The 13,744-nt window shown below is 71.8% G+C and carries 17 protein-coding genes; 2 read left to right on the forward strand and 15 right to left on the reverse strand.

Features of this window, described 5'->3' with window-relative positions; translation table 11 throughout:
- The first annotated feature begins 2 nt into the window (after positions 1-2).
- Both MFF06_RS21125 and MFF06_RS21130 read left to right on the forward strand, forming a co-directional pair.
- A complete protein-coding gene (locus MFF06_RS21125) occupies positions 3-488 on the forward strand; it encodes a hypothetical protein (RefSeq protein ID WP_238207839.1) in 486 nt (161 codons plus the stop codon).
- Positions 489-549: 61 nt separating this feature from the next.
- Positions 550-927, forward strand: a complete 378-nt coding sequence (locus MFF06_RS21130; RefSeq protein WP_238207841.1) for a hypothetical protein — start codon at positions 550-552, stop codon at positions 925-927.
- Positions 928-957: 30 nt separating this feature from the next.
- Here the strand turns inward: MFF06_RS21130 and MFF06_RS21135 are convergent, their stop codons facing one another.
- From MFF06_RS21135 to MFF06_RS21205, 15 genes are all read right to left on the reverse strand, one after another.
- The gene (locus tag MFF06_RS21135; RefSeq protein ID WP_238207843.1) at positions 958-1,362 is read right to left on the reverse strand and encodes a hypothetical protein; all 405 of its coding nucleotides are present in this window, start codon (positions 1,360-1,362) and stop codon (positions 958-960) included.
- A gap of 51 nt (positions 1,363-1,413) precedes the next feature.
- Positions 1,414-2,112 (reverse strand): response regulator transcription factor, encoded by a 699-nt coding sequence (locus MFF06_RS21140; protein WP_238207845.1) that lies wholly within the window; start codon positions 2,110-2,112, stop codon positions 1,414-1,416.
- On the reverse strand, positions 2,109-2,627 hold the full coding sequence (locus tag MFF06_RS21145; protein ID WP_238207847.1) for an MxaH protein: 519 nt from the start codon (positions 2,625-2,627) through the stop codon (positions 2,109-2,111). The genes MFF06_RS21140 and MFF06_RS21145 overlap by 4 nt, the downstream gene beginning before the upstream one ends.
- Positions 2,624-3,559, reverse strand: coding sequence for a YncE family protein (locus tag MFF06_RS21150; protein ID WP_238207853.1), 936 nt, complete (start codon positions 3,557-3,559; stop codon positions 2,624-2,626). The genes MFF06_RS21145 and MFF06_RS21150 overlap by 4 nt, the downstream gene beginning before the upstream one ends.
- Positions 3,556-4,086, reverse strand: a complete 531-nt coding sequence (locus tag MFF06_RS21155) for an SRPBCC family protein (protein ID WP_238207854.1) — start codon at positions 4,084-4,086, stop codon at positions 3,556-3,558. Before MFF06_RS21155 ends, MFF06_RS21150 begins: the two co-directional genes overlap by 4 nt.
- A gap of 23 nt (positions 4,087-4,109) precedes the next feature.
- On the reverse strand, positions 4,110-5,105 hold the full coding sequence (locus MFF06_RS21160; RefSeq protein ID WP_238207856.1) for a vWA domain-containing protein: 996 nt from the start codon (positions 5,103-5,105) through the stop codon (positions 4,110-4,112).
- Entirely contained in the window at positions 5,102-5,668 is a 567-nt protein-coding gene (locus tag MFF06_RS21165; RefSeq protein WP_238207858.1) for an MxaK protein, read from the reverse strand. Before MFF06_RS21165 ends, MFF06_RS21160 begins: the two co-directional genes overlap by 4 nt.
- Entirely contained in the window at positions 5,665-6,708 is a 1,044-nt protein-coding gene (locus tag MFF06_RS21170) for a vWA domain-containing protein (protein WP_238207860.1), read from the reverse strand. Before MFF06_RS21170 ends, MFF06_RS21165 begins: the two co-directional genes overlap by 4 nt.
- 1 nt (position 6,709) lies before the next feature.
- A complete protein-coding gene (locus MFF06_RS21175; protein WP_238207862.1) occupies positions 6,710-7,603 on the reverse strand; it encodes a nonribosomal peptide synthetase MxaA in 894 nt (297 codons plus the stop codon).
- 1 nt (position 7,604) lies between these two features.
- Positions 7,605-8,477 (reverse strand): DUF58 domain-containing protein, encoded by an 873-nt coding sequence (locus MFF06_RS21180; protein WP_238207864.1) that lies wholly within the window; start codon positions 8,475-8,477, stop codon positions 7,605-7,607.
- On the reverse strand, positions 8,474-9,505 hold the full coding sequence (locus tag MFF06_RS21185; protein WP_238207865.1) for an AAA family ATPase: 1,032 nt from the start codon (positions 9,503-9,505) through the stop codon (positions 8,474-8,476). Before MFF06_RS21185 ends, MFF06_RS21180 begins: the two co-directional genes overlap by 4 nt.
- A gap of 62 nt (positions 9,506-9,567) precedes the next feature.
- Positions 9,568-9,855: a methanol dehydrogenase [cytochrome c] subunit gene (locus MFF06_RS21190; protein ID WP_238207867.1), complete on the reverse strand. Its 288-nt coding sequence runs from the start codon at positions 9,853-9,855 to the stop codon at positions 9,568-9,570.
- Between the two features lie 56 nt (positions 9,856-9,911).
- Positions 9,912-10,520 (reverse strand): cytochrome c(L), periplasmic, encoded by a 609-nt coding sequence (gene moxG / locus MFF06_RS21195; protein ID WP_370876730.1) that lies wholly within the window; start codon positions 10,518-10,520, stop codon positions 9,912-9,914.
- Between the two features lie 43 nt (positions 10,521-10,563).
- Positions 10,564-11,472: a methanol oxidation system protein MoxJ gene (gene moxJ, locus MFF06_RS21200; RefSeq protein ID WP_238207869.1), complete on the reverse strand. Its 909-nt coding sequence runs from the start codon at positions 11,470-11,472 to the stop codon at positions 10,564-10,566.
- Between the two features lie 129 nt (positions 11,473-11,601).
- Positions 11,602-13,491, reverse strand: coding sequence for a methanol/ethanol family PQQ-dependent dehydrogenase (locus tag MFF06_RS21205; protein WP_238207871.1), 1,890 nt, complete (start codon positions 13,489-13,491; stop codon positions 11,602-11,604).
- Positions 13,492-13,744: the final 253 nt, after the last annotated feature.

The raw sequence follows: 13,744 nt of genomic DNA on the forward strand, positions 1-13,744 counted from the left end.
TCATGGACCTGTCCAGGCTGAGGCAATCCGGCACCGCCGTCACGCCCCGCGCCGCCTGCGGGGTCCCCCCGCGCCGGGTTTCCACCGGCCGACCGTGGCCCGCCGCGCTCCGCCTCGCGGGCGCGTTCCTCGCGATGTCCGCCGCCGCGGCCCGGGCGCAGGACGTCGCGGACGGAACGGACGCCCGCATCGGACCCGACGCCACCCGCATCCTTCTGGACCGGATCGGCCGGACCCTGCACGGCGGCACCGAGGCGAAGGTCACCGCCCTCCGCGAGGGACGGCAGGGCGCGCTGTGCGGCGCGGTCGAGGTCCGCAACCGCATGGGCACCTATACGGGGGCTCGCCCGTTCGTGTTCGAGCGGGAGACGGGCTTCCTCGGGCGGCTGCCCGAGGGGCCGGAACTGCGCAACCCGGCGAGCGCCGCGGATTACGAGGCGATGGAGCGCGCCAGGACGCTCTTCCTCGCGAACTGTACGGAGAAGTGAGCCGATGCCCCCTCGAAGGATCCCCGCCCTGCGGCGCAGTGCCCTGCTTCGGGCGGCGGCCGTGATCGTCCTCGGCGCGACGGCCGCCCGGGCCCAAGAGCCCCGAGCAACCCAAGAACCCCAAGCAGGTCAGGAGCCTCAAAAGGCTTTCGAGGCTCCGGACATTCCGGCGCCGAAGCGGAATGCCGCCAAGCTGGCGGGTCTGGCGGGCTTCGTGAACCTCAACTGCGCCACGTTGCGCACGGACCAGGACCGGTTCAAGGGCGCCATCCAATCGATGGGCGTGGATCCCGCCGAGTTGGACCGCGATGCCCTGATGCTGCAGGCGCGCTCCTATCTGGCCGCCTATCAGAAGGACGTGCCGGGCAGTTGCAGCAAGGCGGAGGAATTGTTCGGGCGCAGCGGCAGGATCATCCCCGGCGTGTTCCTCGCCCGGTGATCCGGGCGTGCCGGGGCGGGCGTCCCGCCCTCAGCCGTCGAGGCACAGCCGGAAGTAGCTCTGGCGGATGGCCTCCTTCTCCGCGAAGCCGGCCGAGCGGGGGCTGAGAAGCTCCGGCCCGTCCGGGACGCGGCCGAACCGCCGGGTCTCCAGATCGACCACGAAGCCCCGCTCTCCGGTGTAGAGGCCGTCCCGGTTCTTCACGTTCACGGACCCGCAGACGTGCGAGCGTCCGCTCCGCCGCAACACCGTCACCTTGGCATCGGGGCTGTCGAGTTCCCGCCGGATCAGGTCGAGGACGATCGTCGTGTCGGGCGCGCCGATTTCGGCGCCCGATCCGTCCTCGACGGTCTGGGCGAGCGCGGGCGCGATCGCCAGCGAGGCGATCAGGACGGCGATGGGGCCGCCCGCCCGGGACCCTGGATCACGTCTCATTCCGGTGGCTCTTCCTGCAATGGACCATGCCGAGGCGCCGCGACCCCGCCCTCAGCGGGCCGGCAGGCCGGAGCGCACCCCCGGCTGGGACAGGGCGATGCGGATCAGCTCCGCGAGGCTCCCCACGCCGAGCTTCACCCGCATGGCGGAGGTGGTGCTCACGACGCTGCGGTAGTTCAGCGTCAGGATGTGGGCGATCTCGGTGTAGGTCTTGCCCTTGCCGAGCAGCGACAGGATCTGCAGCTCCCGGGCGGTGAGGCGCGTCAGCGGCGAACGGTCGGCGGCGAGGTCGAGGATCGCGATGTTCGTGGCGATGGCGTGGGGCAGGTAGCCCCGGCCGGCGCGCACCGCGTCGAGGGCCTCGAGCACGGTCGCGAGGGAGGTGTCCTTCATCACGAAGCCCGACGCCCCGGCCTCGAGGACCCGGGCGGCGACGACGGGGTCGTCGTACATGCTGAAGGCGAGGATGCGGGTGGCGGGCTCCAGCGCCCGGACCCGGCGGATCAGCGACAGGCCGGACAGGCCGTCCTCCCCGAAGGAGAGGTCCGTCACCACGAGGCCCGGCCGGTGGCGGTGGAACATCCGGTAGCCCGAGACGATGTCCTCCGCCTCGAACACCCCGTCGATGCCCTCCATCTCCGCGAGCTGGCGGAATCCCCGCAGCACCACCGGATGGTCGTCGACGATCAGGATCCCGTCCCGCGCCGTGGCGGCGGGTCTGCGCGGGGCGATGTCCAGGGCGGCGCTCATGGGGCGCTCCCGGTCAGCGGCCTCACCTCATTCTCGGCGAGTTCGGCGAGCGCCGCCTCGTGCCCGAGCCCCCGGTTGCGGATGTTGACGTAGTGCTGGCACATCTCGCCGTAGAGGCTCTTGTGGCGGCCGCGGGCGGCGGCGATCCGCCCGAGCCCGTCGAGGAGGTCGCGGTAGCTCTCGGACGTGCCGGTCTCGGCCAGCATCTCACCGAGCTGCACCGTGCGGTTGGCGATCATCCGCCGGTCCTCGATGAAGCCCTCGGCGGCGCGGGCGAGGCTCGCGCGCATCGCCTGGACCGGCGGCGCGTCGTTGGCCAGCGGATGCCCCGCCTCGCGGCCCGCGAGCCAGCGCGCCGGATCGGTCCCGTCCTTGTGGGAGAGCCAGGCGGGCAGCTCCGTCTCGGAGGTGCGGGCCACCACCGTCTCGTCCCTCCGCGCCTCCTCCTCGCCGCGATCGCAGGCGGCCAGCGGCACCAGCAGGGTGAGGGCGGGCAGCGGGAGCCATCTCCTCATCGTGACGCCTCCGGTGCGTCGGGCGCCGTGGCGAGGCCGCGCGGCCCCTCCGCGACGGGAATGCGGCGCGTCTCGCGGCCGGTGGCGAGGTCGATCACGGACACGTCGTCCGAGAACCAGTTGGCGACGTAGGCGAAGCCGCCGGAGATCGCCACCCCTTCGGGATAGGGGCCCACCGGCACCGTCGCCGTCACCGCGAGGCTCTGCGCATCGATCACCGAGACCTTGGCCGCGTGCTGGTCGCTGACGATCACGCGCGCCCCGTCCGGGGTGACGGCGATGCCGTAGGGGCTCGCCCCCGCCGGCACCGTCGCCAGGACGCGGCCGGCCCTGGTGTCGATCGCCGTCACGTCGTCGCTGCGGACGTTCGCGACGTAGAGGCGGCCGCGGGCCGGGTCGTAGGCCAGGGCGAAGGGGCCGTCGCCCACGGGAAAGCCGCCGACCCGCCGCATCGTGCCCGTGTCGATCACTCCCACCGAGCGGCCCTCCCGCTCGGCGACGTAGAGCCGTCCGGGCGGGCCCAGGACGAGATGCGCCGGGTCCGGCCCGGTCCGCGCCTCGCCCAGGACGGCGCCGTCCGCCGAGAGGGCGAGCACCCGGTTGCCCGACCAGTCGCCCACGTAGATCCGGCTTCCGTCCGGCTCGGCGGCGATGCCGAAGGGCTGGGCCGCCAGGGACAGGGGGCGCACGCCCCCGTCGGGCGAGACCACCGACACCGCCCTCCCGTCGGGATGGCTGAGGTAGAGCCGCCCGCCCGCATCCGCCGCCACGGCGGCCGGGGCCCGCGGCACCGCGACCGCGCCGGCCGCCCCGCCCGCCTCGATCCGCGTGACCCGCGCGCCCTGCTGGCTCACGACGGACACGCCGCCGGCCGCCGCCGGGCCCGCCGACAGCAGCACGAGGAGCGCGAGGAGGCGAACGCGTCCCGTCATTGCGTCGGCCCGCCCTCCACCTGGGCCTTCAGGCCCTTCAGGCCGTCGCCGAAATAGCGGTCCATGGCCTCGCGGCCGGCGGCGTCGCTCAGGTTCTCCGGCGGCTCGTTGCCCGTGTCGCCCCGGTAGAAGCGGCCCATCCACTCGACCTTCGAGCCGTCCCCGTCCGGGGTGACGGTCAGCGTCGCGGAGTAGGACGAGACCGGCAGCGCCGTCAGGTCCGGGTCGGACATCCGGTAGGTGTAGGTGTGCTCCGGCCCCTTCCACTCGTCGAGCCCCTCGACCAGGGTGCCGCCGGACTTGAGCGTCACCTTGCGGGTGGCGCCCTCGGCGTTGCCGCCCGTCCATTCGGCCTTGGCCACATCGGGATGCCACGCGGCGATGCCGCCGAAGTCGCCCACCACCTTCCAGACCGCGTCCGGCTTCGCCCGGATCGTCACGGTCTGCGACACCTTCTGCGGCGTCGGGCCATGGGCCAGGGCCGTGCCCGCGGTGAGGATCAGGGCCAGGGCGGCCAGGTTACGCATGGTCCTACGCGTCGTCTTACGCATCATCGTGGTCTCGCTGAGGGGATGAGGGACCTCGGCAGGCCCGCGCAGAGGGTGGCGAGCACCAGGGCCAGCGCCAGGGCGCCGAGGATCGGCCGGGGATCGAGGGAGCCCCGGAGGGCGCGGGGCGCGACCGCCCCGAGGACGGGCGCGTCGAGCCCGCCCGGCCCGTCGAGGTGGGCGTAGGCGAGGCCCGCCTCCGCCGCGAGGCGCTTGAGGTAGGGCTCGCGGACGGAGGACAGGTGCTCGGTGCCCCGTGCGGCGACGGAGCCGAAGGGGGCGTTGCGCGGGTTGAAGCCCTCGCGGCTCTCGGCGTCGGCCGGCGGCGGGCCGAAGCGGTTCTCCTGCGTCACGTCGGCCTCGCCGTAGAAACCCTTCTCCCGGCCCAGTTCGTCGTAGCGGGGGATCGGCGACAGGGCGTAGCCGCCCGCGCCGACGACGAGGCCGCGCACGGCGCCGGGCCGCCCGTCGAAGGGCGGGGGCTCGCCCCCCGGCAGGGGCGGCGTCTCCTGGCCGTCGGTGACGAAGACGAGATCGGTGCCGAGGTCCGCCGCCATCGCCACGGCGCGATGGAGGCCGGCGGCGATGCGGCTGTCGCCCTCCCAGGCCATGCGCCAGTCGAGGGCGGCCAGCGCCCCGTCGAGGGGGGCGAAGTCGGCGCAGACCTCGATGGGCGCGAAGAGCAGGAAGGGCCGCCTTTCCGTGAACAGGGCGAGCGCCACCCGCGAGCCGCAGGGCAGGTCGGCCACGAGCCTGCGCAGCGCGGCCTTCGCCGTGTCGAGGCGGCTCGCCGGCCTGCCGTCCTGCGTGTAGTCGCGGACGTTCATCGAGCCGGTGATGTCCACGACCATCAGGATCTCGGCACCGGTGCGCGTGACCGGCAGCGCCGGCGCGACGAGGGCGGCGAGCGTCAGCGCGAGGGCCAGGGCCAGGGCGAGGAAGCGCGGCCCACGCAGGTTGCGGGCGAGGGGCAGGGCAGGGGACGGGGCGGCGCTCACGGCCCGCCCCTCGGCTGGCCGGGAATGTCGGTCCAGATCTTCTTCGGCTCCGACTGGAGTTCGTCGCCGTCCGTGCGATTGAGTTCCGGGTAGTCGCGGATCAGGCGCGAGGCGACGTCGAGGTTGAACTTGGCGTCCCAGAAGTCAGGGCGCTCCCGCAGCGCCCGGCGGTAGTCCTGGCGGGAGAGGGTCACGAGCGGCCCGGCCTTGTCCAGTTCGCCCCGGGCGAGGAGGCCGAAGGCCGCGCGCATCCGGGCGTTGGCCAGCACGTAGCGGGCGCGGGCGAGGTCCGCCCGGTCGTCCCCGGCCTCGAGGCCCGGCAGCAGGGGCTCGGCCTCGTCCAGCCGACCGCGCTTGGCGAGGAAGGCCACCCGCGCGGCCAGGACCGGCGGCGGCGCGCCGGGGGAGACCTCCGCATCGGTCCCGGCTTCCAGGGCGGCGATGGTGCCGTTCGCCCGCGCCACGCGCCACGCCTCCAGGCCGGAGGCGCAGGCCGCCGCGAGCAGCAGGACGGGCATGGTCGCGATCAGGCCCGGACGCACACGCCCCCACAGGTGCCTCATGCCGCCCTCCGCCGGGGCTCGGCTGCCGCGACCCCTCGCGCGGTCCTGCGGGCGGAGAGGTCCGCCTCGGCGAGCGCCGCGAGCGCCAGGAGGAGGAGGCCGAGGGCCGCCACGCCGTAGGCCCACCCGGTGAGGTCGTGGCGGGGGCGGATCTCCGTGTAGGGGATGGGGTCGCGCTCCAGCGCCTCGATCTGCGCGATGGCGTCGGCCACCGCCTGCGGCCCCTCGGCCTCGAAGGCGCGGTAGGGGATGCCGAGACTCCTGAAGAACAGGTCGAGGTGGCGCTCGGGGGCGGCCTGGGGCGTGTCCTCGCCCTCCGGCCGGTCGTGGATCGAGGGCGATCCTTTCGTGCGCAGGAACAGCCAGTAGAGGTTCGGGCGGATCTTCGCGAAGTCGGCCCGGAGCTGGTTCTGGACGCGCGGGTCGATCACTGCCGCCCCGTCCGAGATGAACAGCAGCACCCGCGAGACGCCCCGGTCCGCGCCGAACTGCGCCAGCGCCATGGCGAGGCCGCGGGCGACGTTGGTGTAGTCGAGGCCGGGCCGGTCGATCGCCGCGATGGCCGCGCGCACGGCATCGTGCCGGTCGGTCATCGGCATGACGAGCATCGGCGCCGTCGAGAACGCCGTCACGGCGAAGAGATCGTGCTCCCGCTCGCCGACGAAGCCCGCGAGCAGGCGCCGGGAGGCCGCCGCCTTCGATTCCTCCGCCCCCGAGGGCTGCTTGCCCGCGAAGGTCTCGTTCATGCTGCCCGAACGGTCGATGAGCATCGAGACCTGCGCGCCGATCCCGATCCGCGTGATCCGCTCCCCCGCCCGGTAGGGGCCGGCCAGCCCGACCACGAGCCCGCCGAGGGCGGCGATGCCGGACAGTGTCAGGGCGAGGCCGATCCGGCGGGAGAGCGGGTCGGCCGGCGCCGCCGCGATGGCGGGCAGGGCGTTGCGCCGCCGTCCGGAGGCGACCAGCGGCACCAGCGCCAGCGGCAGGAGCCACAGCACCCAGGGGGTCGCGACGCCATGGGACGCGAAGAGGGCGGTCATGTCAGGCGGCCCTCTCGGCGGCGGCGAGGCGGCGGAGGGCCGCCTGCAGCTCGGGCCAGGGCCAGCCCTCCCGCGCCGCCTGCACCTCCCGCCCGAAGAAGGCCCGGCGGGACGCCTCGAAGAAGCGGCCGAGGGACTCGCCCTCCGGCCGGAAGGCCGGGTGGCGGTCGAGGAAGGCGGGGAGGTCGTCGGCCAGCAGCCGCCGCCCGTCCGTCTCGTCGAGGCCGCGATGGATCAGGCGCAGGGCCTCCCGATAGCCGTCCGGATCGGTCTCCGCGAGGCGGCGCAGGCGCCTGGCGGCGAGGGCGAAGGGGCGGCCCCGGCGGCGCCCGAACCAAGCGCGGTCGTAGGCCAGGAGGCCGAGCGCCAGCAGACCGAGGCCGGCCAGGACGAGGGCCGCCATGGCCGCCGGCTGCGGATCGAGGCGCCGGGCGCGGCCGTCGGGCTGGAGGTAGTCGGCCGGGTCGTCGCGCTTCTCCGGCTGGACCTCGCGCAGGGGCGACACGCCGAAGGACCAGGGCGGGATCTCGGCCTGGGCGGTGGTGGTGCCGCCGGGGCTCTCGCTCGCGAGGGCGACGGTGAAGCCCGGCACCTCGAGCCGCCGGGCGTCGAGGGCGGCGTAGAAGCTCTGGTAGGTCAGGCGCAGGCGGATGCCGCCCGCCATCCGCTCCACGGCGACGTCGCGCAGGTCGAGCCAGTAGGTGACGGGGCCGGGCTTCGGCAGCGAGGCCCGCTGCACGGTGCTGCCCGGATCGAGGGCGATGTCGATGCGGACCTGCAGCAGGTCCCCGAGGACGTAGCCGAAGCTCCGTGGCGTGCGCAGCTCGACCGAGCGCACCTGCGCCGCGGCCGCGGCGGTCTGGAGGATCAGGAACAGGATCGCGAGGACGCGCATCTCAGGCCGTGAGAAGGTGGCGGCTCAGCGCCAGCGCATCGAACCGGTCGACGAGGAGGAAAGGCCGGCGGGCGCCCGCCGCGGCCGCCGCCGTGGCCAGCGCCTCGCGCCGCTCCCGCTCCCGGGCGATCCAGCGCCGCCGCAGGGACGGCCGCAGGAACACGAGCCGCCGCCCGGCCCCTTCGAGATCCTCCAGTTCGGCGAGCCCCCAGTCGGGCAGGCCCTCGTCCTCCGCGCGGTCGGCGAGGAGGACCGGCACGGTATCGTGCAGCGCCAGCGCCCCGAACACCCGGCGGACGAGATCCTCCGGCCAGCGGAAATCCGAGACGACGAAGACCATCCTGGGCCGCCCGAGGAGCCGGTGCGCCCCCTCGATCATCCCCTCGGCGCTCCCGTCCCGGCAGGAGGCGCCCGCGAGCCGCCCCACCAGGGACCGGGCCGCGCTGCGGTGGCGGGTCGCCGGCAGGGTCAGGTCGGCGCGGATCGTCCGGTCGGCGGCGATCAGCCCGAAGCCGTCGCCGATCCGCGTCGCGGAGGCCGCGAGCCCGGCGCAGAGTTCGGCCGCCAGCGCCAGTCGGTCGGCCTCGCCCCGGTAGCGCATGGAGGCCGAGAGATCCACGAGGGCGTAGATCTCCACCGGCACGCGGCTCTCGAAGCGGCGGACATGCACGCCCTCGAACGGGTCGCGCAGGCTGGCGCGGATGTCGATCCGCCGCGCGTCGGGCTGGCTGAGGAAGGGAACGGAGGCGCGGAAGGTGCCCAGCCCGCCTGCATCCCGCCCGCGATGGGCGCCGGGGCGGCTGCCGCGGGGCCGCCAGCGTGGCAGGTAGACGATCTCTGCGGAGGGCGGGTCGCCCGTCGGGTCGCCGGTCATGGGGCCGGCACCCGGTCGAACACCGCGCGGCACAGGGCCGGGACGATCTCGGCCCGGCGCATCTCGTGGATCGGTTCGAGGAAGATCCGGTGGGCCATCACGTCGGGGAAGATCGCGCGGATGTCCTCCGGCACGAGCCAGTCGCGGCCCTCCAGCCACGCCCGGACGCGGGCGGCCCGGACGAGGAAGGCGAGGCCGCGGGGCGAGGCGCCCCCCTGCACGAGGTGCTCCATGTCGATCCCGGCCAAGCGGATGCCGGCCTCGGCCGGGCGCAGCAGCGCATCCCACAGCGCGACCACGTAGGTCTCGATCTCCGGGGCGGCCGCGACCGCGTGCTGGATGGCGCTGGCGATGCCGCCGATGCTCGCGTGGTCGAGCACCGCCGGGGCCACCTCGGCGATCAGCCGGTCGGTGTCGTGGAAGCGCGGATCGAAGGCCAGCGCCCTCCGGGTCCCGGCGTCGCGAGGCGCCTCCATGCCGATCTCCATCAGGAACCGGTCCCGCGCGGCGGCGGGCAACTCGAAGGTCTCCTCGCGCTCGACGCGGTTGCGGTCGGCGAAGACCTGGAGGTTCGGGAAGTGCCACTCCCGCTCGAAGGCGGTGACCGTGCGCTCGGCCATGAGGCGCAGCAGCAGCGCATGGACCTGCGGCCGGGCGCGGTTGATCTCGTTGAAGAAGAACACCGACAGGTCTTCCGCCTGCCGCAGCACCGGGCCGGGCTCGACCCGGGGGCGGCCGTCGGATCCGAGGAAGGTGTGGTAGATCAGGTCGGTCGGCATCAGGTCGACCGTGCCCTCGATCCGCTCGTAGGCGCCGCCGAGGGCGCGGGCGACGGCCCGGAGCAGGGTGGTCTTGCCGGTGCCGACATCGCCCTCCAGCATCACGTGGCCGCGGGCGAAGATCGCGATGGTGACGAGGCGGATGGCGCGGGCCTGCCCCACCACCGCCTTGGCGACCTCGGCCTCGAACCGGCCCGCCGCCTCGCGCCAATCGGTCAGCATCGCGTCGCCGGGGCGCGGAGGGTTCATGGGGGACTCTGCGATCGGGCAACGGGGCGGGCATGGGCCGGGGCGGCCCATGCCCGTGACGCTCAGTTCGTGATCTTGGCGACGTCGTATTCGAACTTGCCGGTCTTCTTGAAGTTGTCGACGCGCTTCTTGTTGCGCTCCTCCATCTGCTTGATGGAGTCCGCCTGCTTGGAGATTTCCTTGGGGTCGTGCTTCGGGTCGTACTTCGTCCCCGCCACCTTCTCCGGGAAGCCGGGCTTCGGCTCCCAGCAGTTGCCGGGCGCCTTGCAGGTCTGCCCGTCGTAGGCGAGCGCCGGGCCCGCGAAAGCCGCCGCCGCGAACAGCATGGCCACACCAATCGTCTTGCGCATCTGCCTTCTCCTCGTTTCCTCGCCCCGTGATCCGGGGCCGTTCCTCGCTGGACCGCTCAGTCCGCCAGGGGCTTGCACTGGCCCGGCGCGTCCTTGGCGAAGTGCTGTCCCTCCTTGAACGGCGTGTAGTTCTTCTTCTGCTCGTCGTTCAGCCAGAGGGCATCCTTGACCGGCCCGGTGTAGAGGTGCCGGATCCAGGCGATCACCTGCAGCATCTCGTCCGGGTTCAGGTCTTCGTTGTGCGGGCCCATCATGCCGTTGGCGCCGCCCCAGAGGGTCGCGAACAGCCCGGTATCCTCGGTGTTGGCCGGATAGGTCCAGTAGTTGTCGTTGAGGCCGGGGCCGACCTTGCCCTCCGCGAGGTGCCCGTGGCAGCCCGAGCACGAGGTGAGGTACAGGCTCTCGCCGTTGCGCAGGCAGGACTTGTCGTCGATGTAGATGTTCTTGCCGGTCTGGAAGAACGTCTTCACCGCGGGCGTGTCGCGCCCGCCGGGCTTGCCCTCGGTGAGGTCCATGGCCTCGCCGGTGATGGTGTTGCGGAAGACGAGGCCGCTCTGCGCCCCCGCCTGCGGCTGGGCGAACACCGCCCCCGCAAGCCCCATTCCCGCAAGTCCCACCGCGCCGAGGGCGAGGGCTACCGTCAGAAGTCGCTGTGATCCATTCATACGAAGACTTCGCATCTTTCTTGAGAGAACCGCCGGGGCGGGTTCAGTTGGTGGCGATGACGGGCACGCCGTCCTGCTTCAGGATGGCGTCGATCTGCGGCTTGGCCTTCGCGATGCCGGCATCGAGCGCCTCCCTCAGGGCCGCGTCGTCCTTGCGCACGCCCATGGACTGGTCGAAATCCTGCGGCATCTTGCGGCCGTCGCTCGTCACCGTGTCGTTCGGGACCGGGGCCATGCGCAGGGGCACGGCGGACTCCTTCACGTAGCGGGCGATGTCGGGGGCGAAGGCCACGCCCACCGCCGCCTTGCCCTGCGCCACCTCGCTCACGAGGCGGCCGGGATCGATCTGCGTGTACTGGTTGCGCGGGGCGCGGAAGCCGACCAGTGAGTAGAGGTAGGCCATGTCCTCCTCGTAGCGGCCGATGTCCTTGAGCATCGCCTCGCCGGGGGAGCCGAAGGGCACCACCATGTGGTCGATGGTCTTGAGGCGCGGGTCCTTCCACGAGGCGATGTCGAGGTTGCTGTCGGCCTTCGTCAGGAAGACGTAGCCGGCGCGGTAATAGGGCTTGGTGGTCAGCACCCGCGGGTCGTCGCTGTCGAGGCCGACCACCACGTCGCAGAGGCGCTTCTCCAGGCCGTCGCGGACGAGGTAGATCGCCGGCTTGTCGAGGAAGACGAAGGCCGGCTTCCGGCCCATCGCCTCGGCGACCGCCACCGCGATGCGGTTCTCCAGGCCGGACCCGTCCTTCATCGACAGGGGCGGCTGCTTCTCGGAGGCGCAGATCCGCAGCGTCGAGGGGTCGGCGGCCACCGCCACCGGGGCTTTCCTGGCGTCCGACTGGACGGCCTGGGCCTCCGATTCCTGGGCCTGCGCCTGCCCGCCGAGGGGGAGGAGCGCGAGGAGGGCGGCGGCGCAGGTCGCCGCGCGAAAGAATCCGCCGAGGAGCGGCATGGGCGTTGATCCCTGATGCTGTGCTTAAGTGTTGGCGCGCTGGCTTCGGACATGGCGTGTCCGCCGGGGGCAGGCGCCGCCCCGTGGCCCTCGCCGGCCCGGAGGCCGGCGAGGGATGTCGTCGTGGCGTTACTTCACGGCCGCCTGCTGGTACTCGCCGACGTTCGGGTCGTCGTAGGGACCCTTGCCGTCCAGCGAGAACACGATCACGCCGCCGCCCATCTGCGTGTAGTTGGCGAGCTTCTTGAACGCGCCCACCGCGCCGAGGCCGGCCGTCGGGTCCTGAAGGTCGAAGACGAGGCCCACACCCGGCCAGCCGCCGACGCCGTAGTTGATGGCGACGTACTGCGTGCCCTTGTGGTTGTAGGTGATCGGGTAGCCGATCGCCCCGGAGGGAAGCTTGAACTTCCAGAGCAGGTCTCCGTTGTCGGAGTCCCGCGCCTTGATGAAGCCGTCGAGCGTCCCGTAGAGCACGATGTTCCCGGCGGTGGCGGTGGTGCCGCCCCAGACCGCGAAGCGCTCCATCTTCTCCCAGTTGAACTTGCCGGTGATGGCGTTGTAGCTCTTGATCTGGCCGAGGCCCTCGTAGTTCTGCCGGTCACCCTTCGGGCCGGGATACATGTTCAGCGTCGCGCCGACGAAGAACTGACCCGCCCGGTAGGGCAGCATGAAGGGCTCCCAATCCATGCAGATGTGGTTGATGCCCATGTAGAAGGCCTGGCGCTTCGGATCGTACGAATCGTGGCCCTGGTTGTGGTAGCCCATCGCCGAGGGGCAGATGTCCTTGGCGAGGTGGTCCATCCGGGTGCCGTATTCCGGATCGCGGACCGGGGTGCCGGACTTCAGGTCCACCGACTTGAACACGTTGACCGTGTCGTCGATCTTGTTCGCCGAGACGAGGGAGCCGTCCGTCCGGTCGAGGGTGTAGACGATGCCGTTGCGGTCCGGGTGGGTGAGGAGCTTCCTCATCTTCCCGTCCTTGTCCTTCTGCTCGGACAGCATCATCACGTTGACGCCGGCGTAGTCCCACTCGTCATGCGGCGTCTTCTGGTAGCCGAAATGGGCCTGGCCCGTATCGGCGTCGCGGCCGAAGATGGTCATGGTCCACTTGTTGTCGCCCGGCCGCATGGTCTCGTTCCACGGCGCCGGGTTGCCGGTGCCGAAGTAGATCATGTTCGTGCCGGGGTCGTAGGCGTACCAGCCCCAGTTGGTGCCGCCGCCGATCTTCCAGGCGTCGCCCTCCCAGGTGGTCGTGCCGAGGTTCTTCTGGCCGTAATGGGCGTTCTTGATGTTGAAGTCGTCGGCCAGCAGCAGGTCCTGGTCGGGCCCCGTCGCGTAGGCCCGCCACACCTGGGCGCCGGTCTTCACGTCGTAGGCGGTCAGGTAGCCGCGCACGCCGAGCTCGGCGCCCGAGGAGCCGACGATCACCTTGTCCTTCACCACGTAGGGGGCGATGGTCAGGGTCGAGCCGACCTTGATGTCGGAGTTCTCGATCTTCCACACCGTCTCGCCGGTGTTGGCGTTGAGCGCCGCCACATGGCCGTCGAGCTGCGTCTTCAGGATCAGCGGCGGCGTCTTGCCGTCGCCCGGCCAGTAGGCCAACCCGCGGTTGACGAGATCGCAGCAGGCGACCGAGCGGGCGGCCGGGTTCTGCTTCGGCTTGTCCTGCCACAGGATGTGGCCCGGGTCGTCGAGATCGAGCGCGAAGGTGTAGTTCGGGAACGAGGTGTGGACGTACATCTTGCCGTCCACCACCAGGGGCGCGCCCTCGTGGCCGTTGAGCAGGCCGGTGGAGAAGGTCCAAGCCGGCTTCAGCTGCTTGACGTTCGATTTGTTGATCTGCGTCAGCTCGCTGTAGTTGTTCGAGTCGTAGTTCTTACCGGGCATCACCCAGTTGTCTTCGCTCTTCGCCAGCTCATTGAGCTTGTCGTTGGCGAACGCGGTCCCGGCCAGGCCGAGCGGTGCGACCGCGACCATCGCCAGCACCGACACCGAGCGCGAAAGTTGTCTCAACCTCATTGTGCATCTCCTCGCCGGACCGCCACGCCTTGAGGCCTCGCGGCTGATGATTGTGCGATGCAAGATAAACTGAAAGTCGATCTTGTTGATTCCGGCCTGTCGAAAGACTTGCTTGACGTTCAACTCTTAGAAAAGTTTTATTACGACCGGTATCGCCCCTCATTTTTATCGATATCAACCCTCGAATGTCTCTAGGATCTCGGTTATTTGTTTCCGGGAGGAATCGGCAACTGGCATCGGGGAGTATGGAACG

The organism is Methylobacterium aerolatum (genome assembly GCF_022179085.1).
Lineage (GTDB): Bacteria > Pseudomonadota > Alphaproteobacteria > Rhizobiales > Beijerinckiaceae > Methylobacterium > Methylobacterium aerolatum.

Excerpts from the sequence above, each read along its gene's own strand:
- MFF06_RS21180 (WP_238207864.1), bottom strand. The coding sequence starts at position 8,477 with ATGACCGGCGACCCGACGGGCGACCCGCCCTCCGCAGAGATCGTCTAC.
- MFF06_RS21205 (WP_238207871.1), bottom strand. The coding sequence starts at position 13,491 with ATGAGGTTGAGACAACTTTCGCGCTCGGTGTCGGTGCTGGCGATGGTC.
- MFF06_RS21165 (WP_238207858.1), bottom strand. The coding sequence starts at position 5,668 with ATGAGGCACCTGTGGGGGCGTGTGCGTCCGGGCCTGATCGCGACCATG.
- MFF06_RS21185 (WP_238207865.1), bottom strand. The coding sequence starts at position 9,505 with ATGAACCCTCCGCGCCCCGGCGACGCGATGCTGACCGATTGGCGCGAG.
- moxG (WP_370876730.1), bottom strand. The coding sequence starts at position 10,520 with ATGAATGGATCACAGCGACTTCTGACGGTAGCCCTCGCCCTCGGCGCG.
- MFF06_RS21190 (WP_238207867.1), bottom strand. The coding sequence starts at position 9,855 with ATGCGCAAGACGATTGGTGTGGCCATGCTGTTCGCGGCGGCGGCTTTC.
- MFF06_RS21170 (WP_238207860.1), bottom strand. The coding sequence starts at position 6,708 with ATGACCGCCCTCTTCGCGTCCCATGGCGTCGCGACCCCCTGGGTGCTG.
- MFF06_RS21155 (WP_238207854.1), bottom strand. The coding sequence starts at position 4,086 with ATGCGTAACCTGGCCGCCCTGGCCCTGATCCTCACCGCGGGCACGGCC.
- moxJ (WP_238207869.1), bottom strand. The coding sequence starts at position 11,472 with ATGCCGCTCCTCGGCGGATTCTTTCGCGCGGCGACCTGCGCCGCCGCC.
- MFF06_RS21125 (WP_238207839.1), top strand. The coding sequence starts at position 3 with ATGGACCTGTCCAGGCTGAGGCAATCCGGCACCGCCGTCACGCCCCGC.
- MFF06_RS21145 (WP_238207847.1), bottom strand. The coding sequence starts at position 2,627 with ATGAGGAGATGGCTCCCGCTGCCCGCCCTCACCCTGCTGGTGCCGCTG.
- MFF06_RS21175 (WP_238207862.1), bottom strand. The coding sequence starts at position 7,603 with ATGCGCGTCCTCGCGATCCTGTTCCTGATCCTCCAGACCGCCGCGGCC.
- MFF06_RS21140 (WP_238207845.1), bottom strand. The coding sequence starts at position 2,112 with ATGAGCGCCGCCCTGGACATCGCCCCGCGCAGACCCGCCGCCACGGCG.
- MFF06_RS21150 (WP_238207853.1), bottom strand. The coding sequence starts at position 3,559 with ATGACGGGACGCGTTCGCCTCCTCGCGCTCCTCGTGCTGCTGTCGGCG.
- MFF06_RS21135 (WP_238207843.1), bottom strand. The coding sequence starts at position 1,362 with ATGAGACGTGATCCAGGGTCCCGGGCGGGCGGCCCCATCGCCGTCCTG.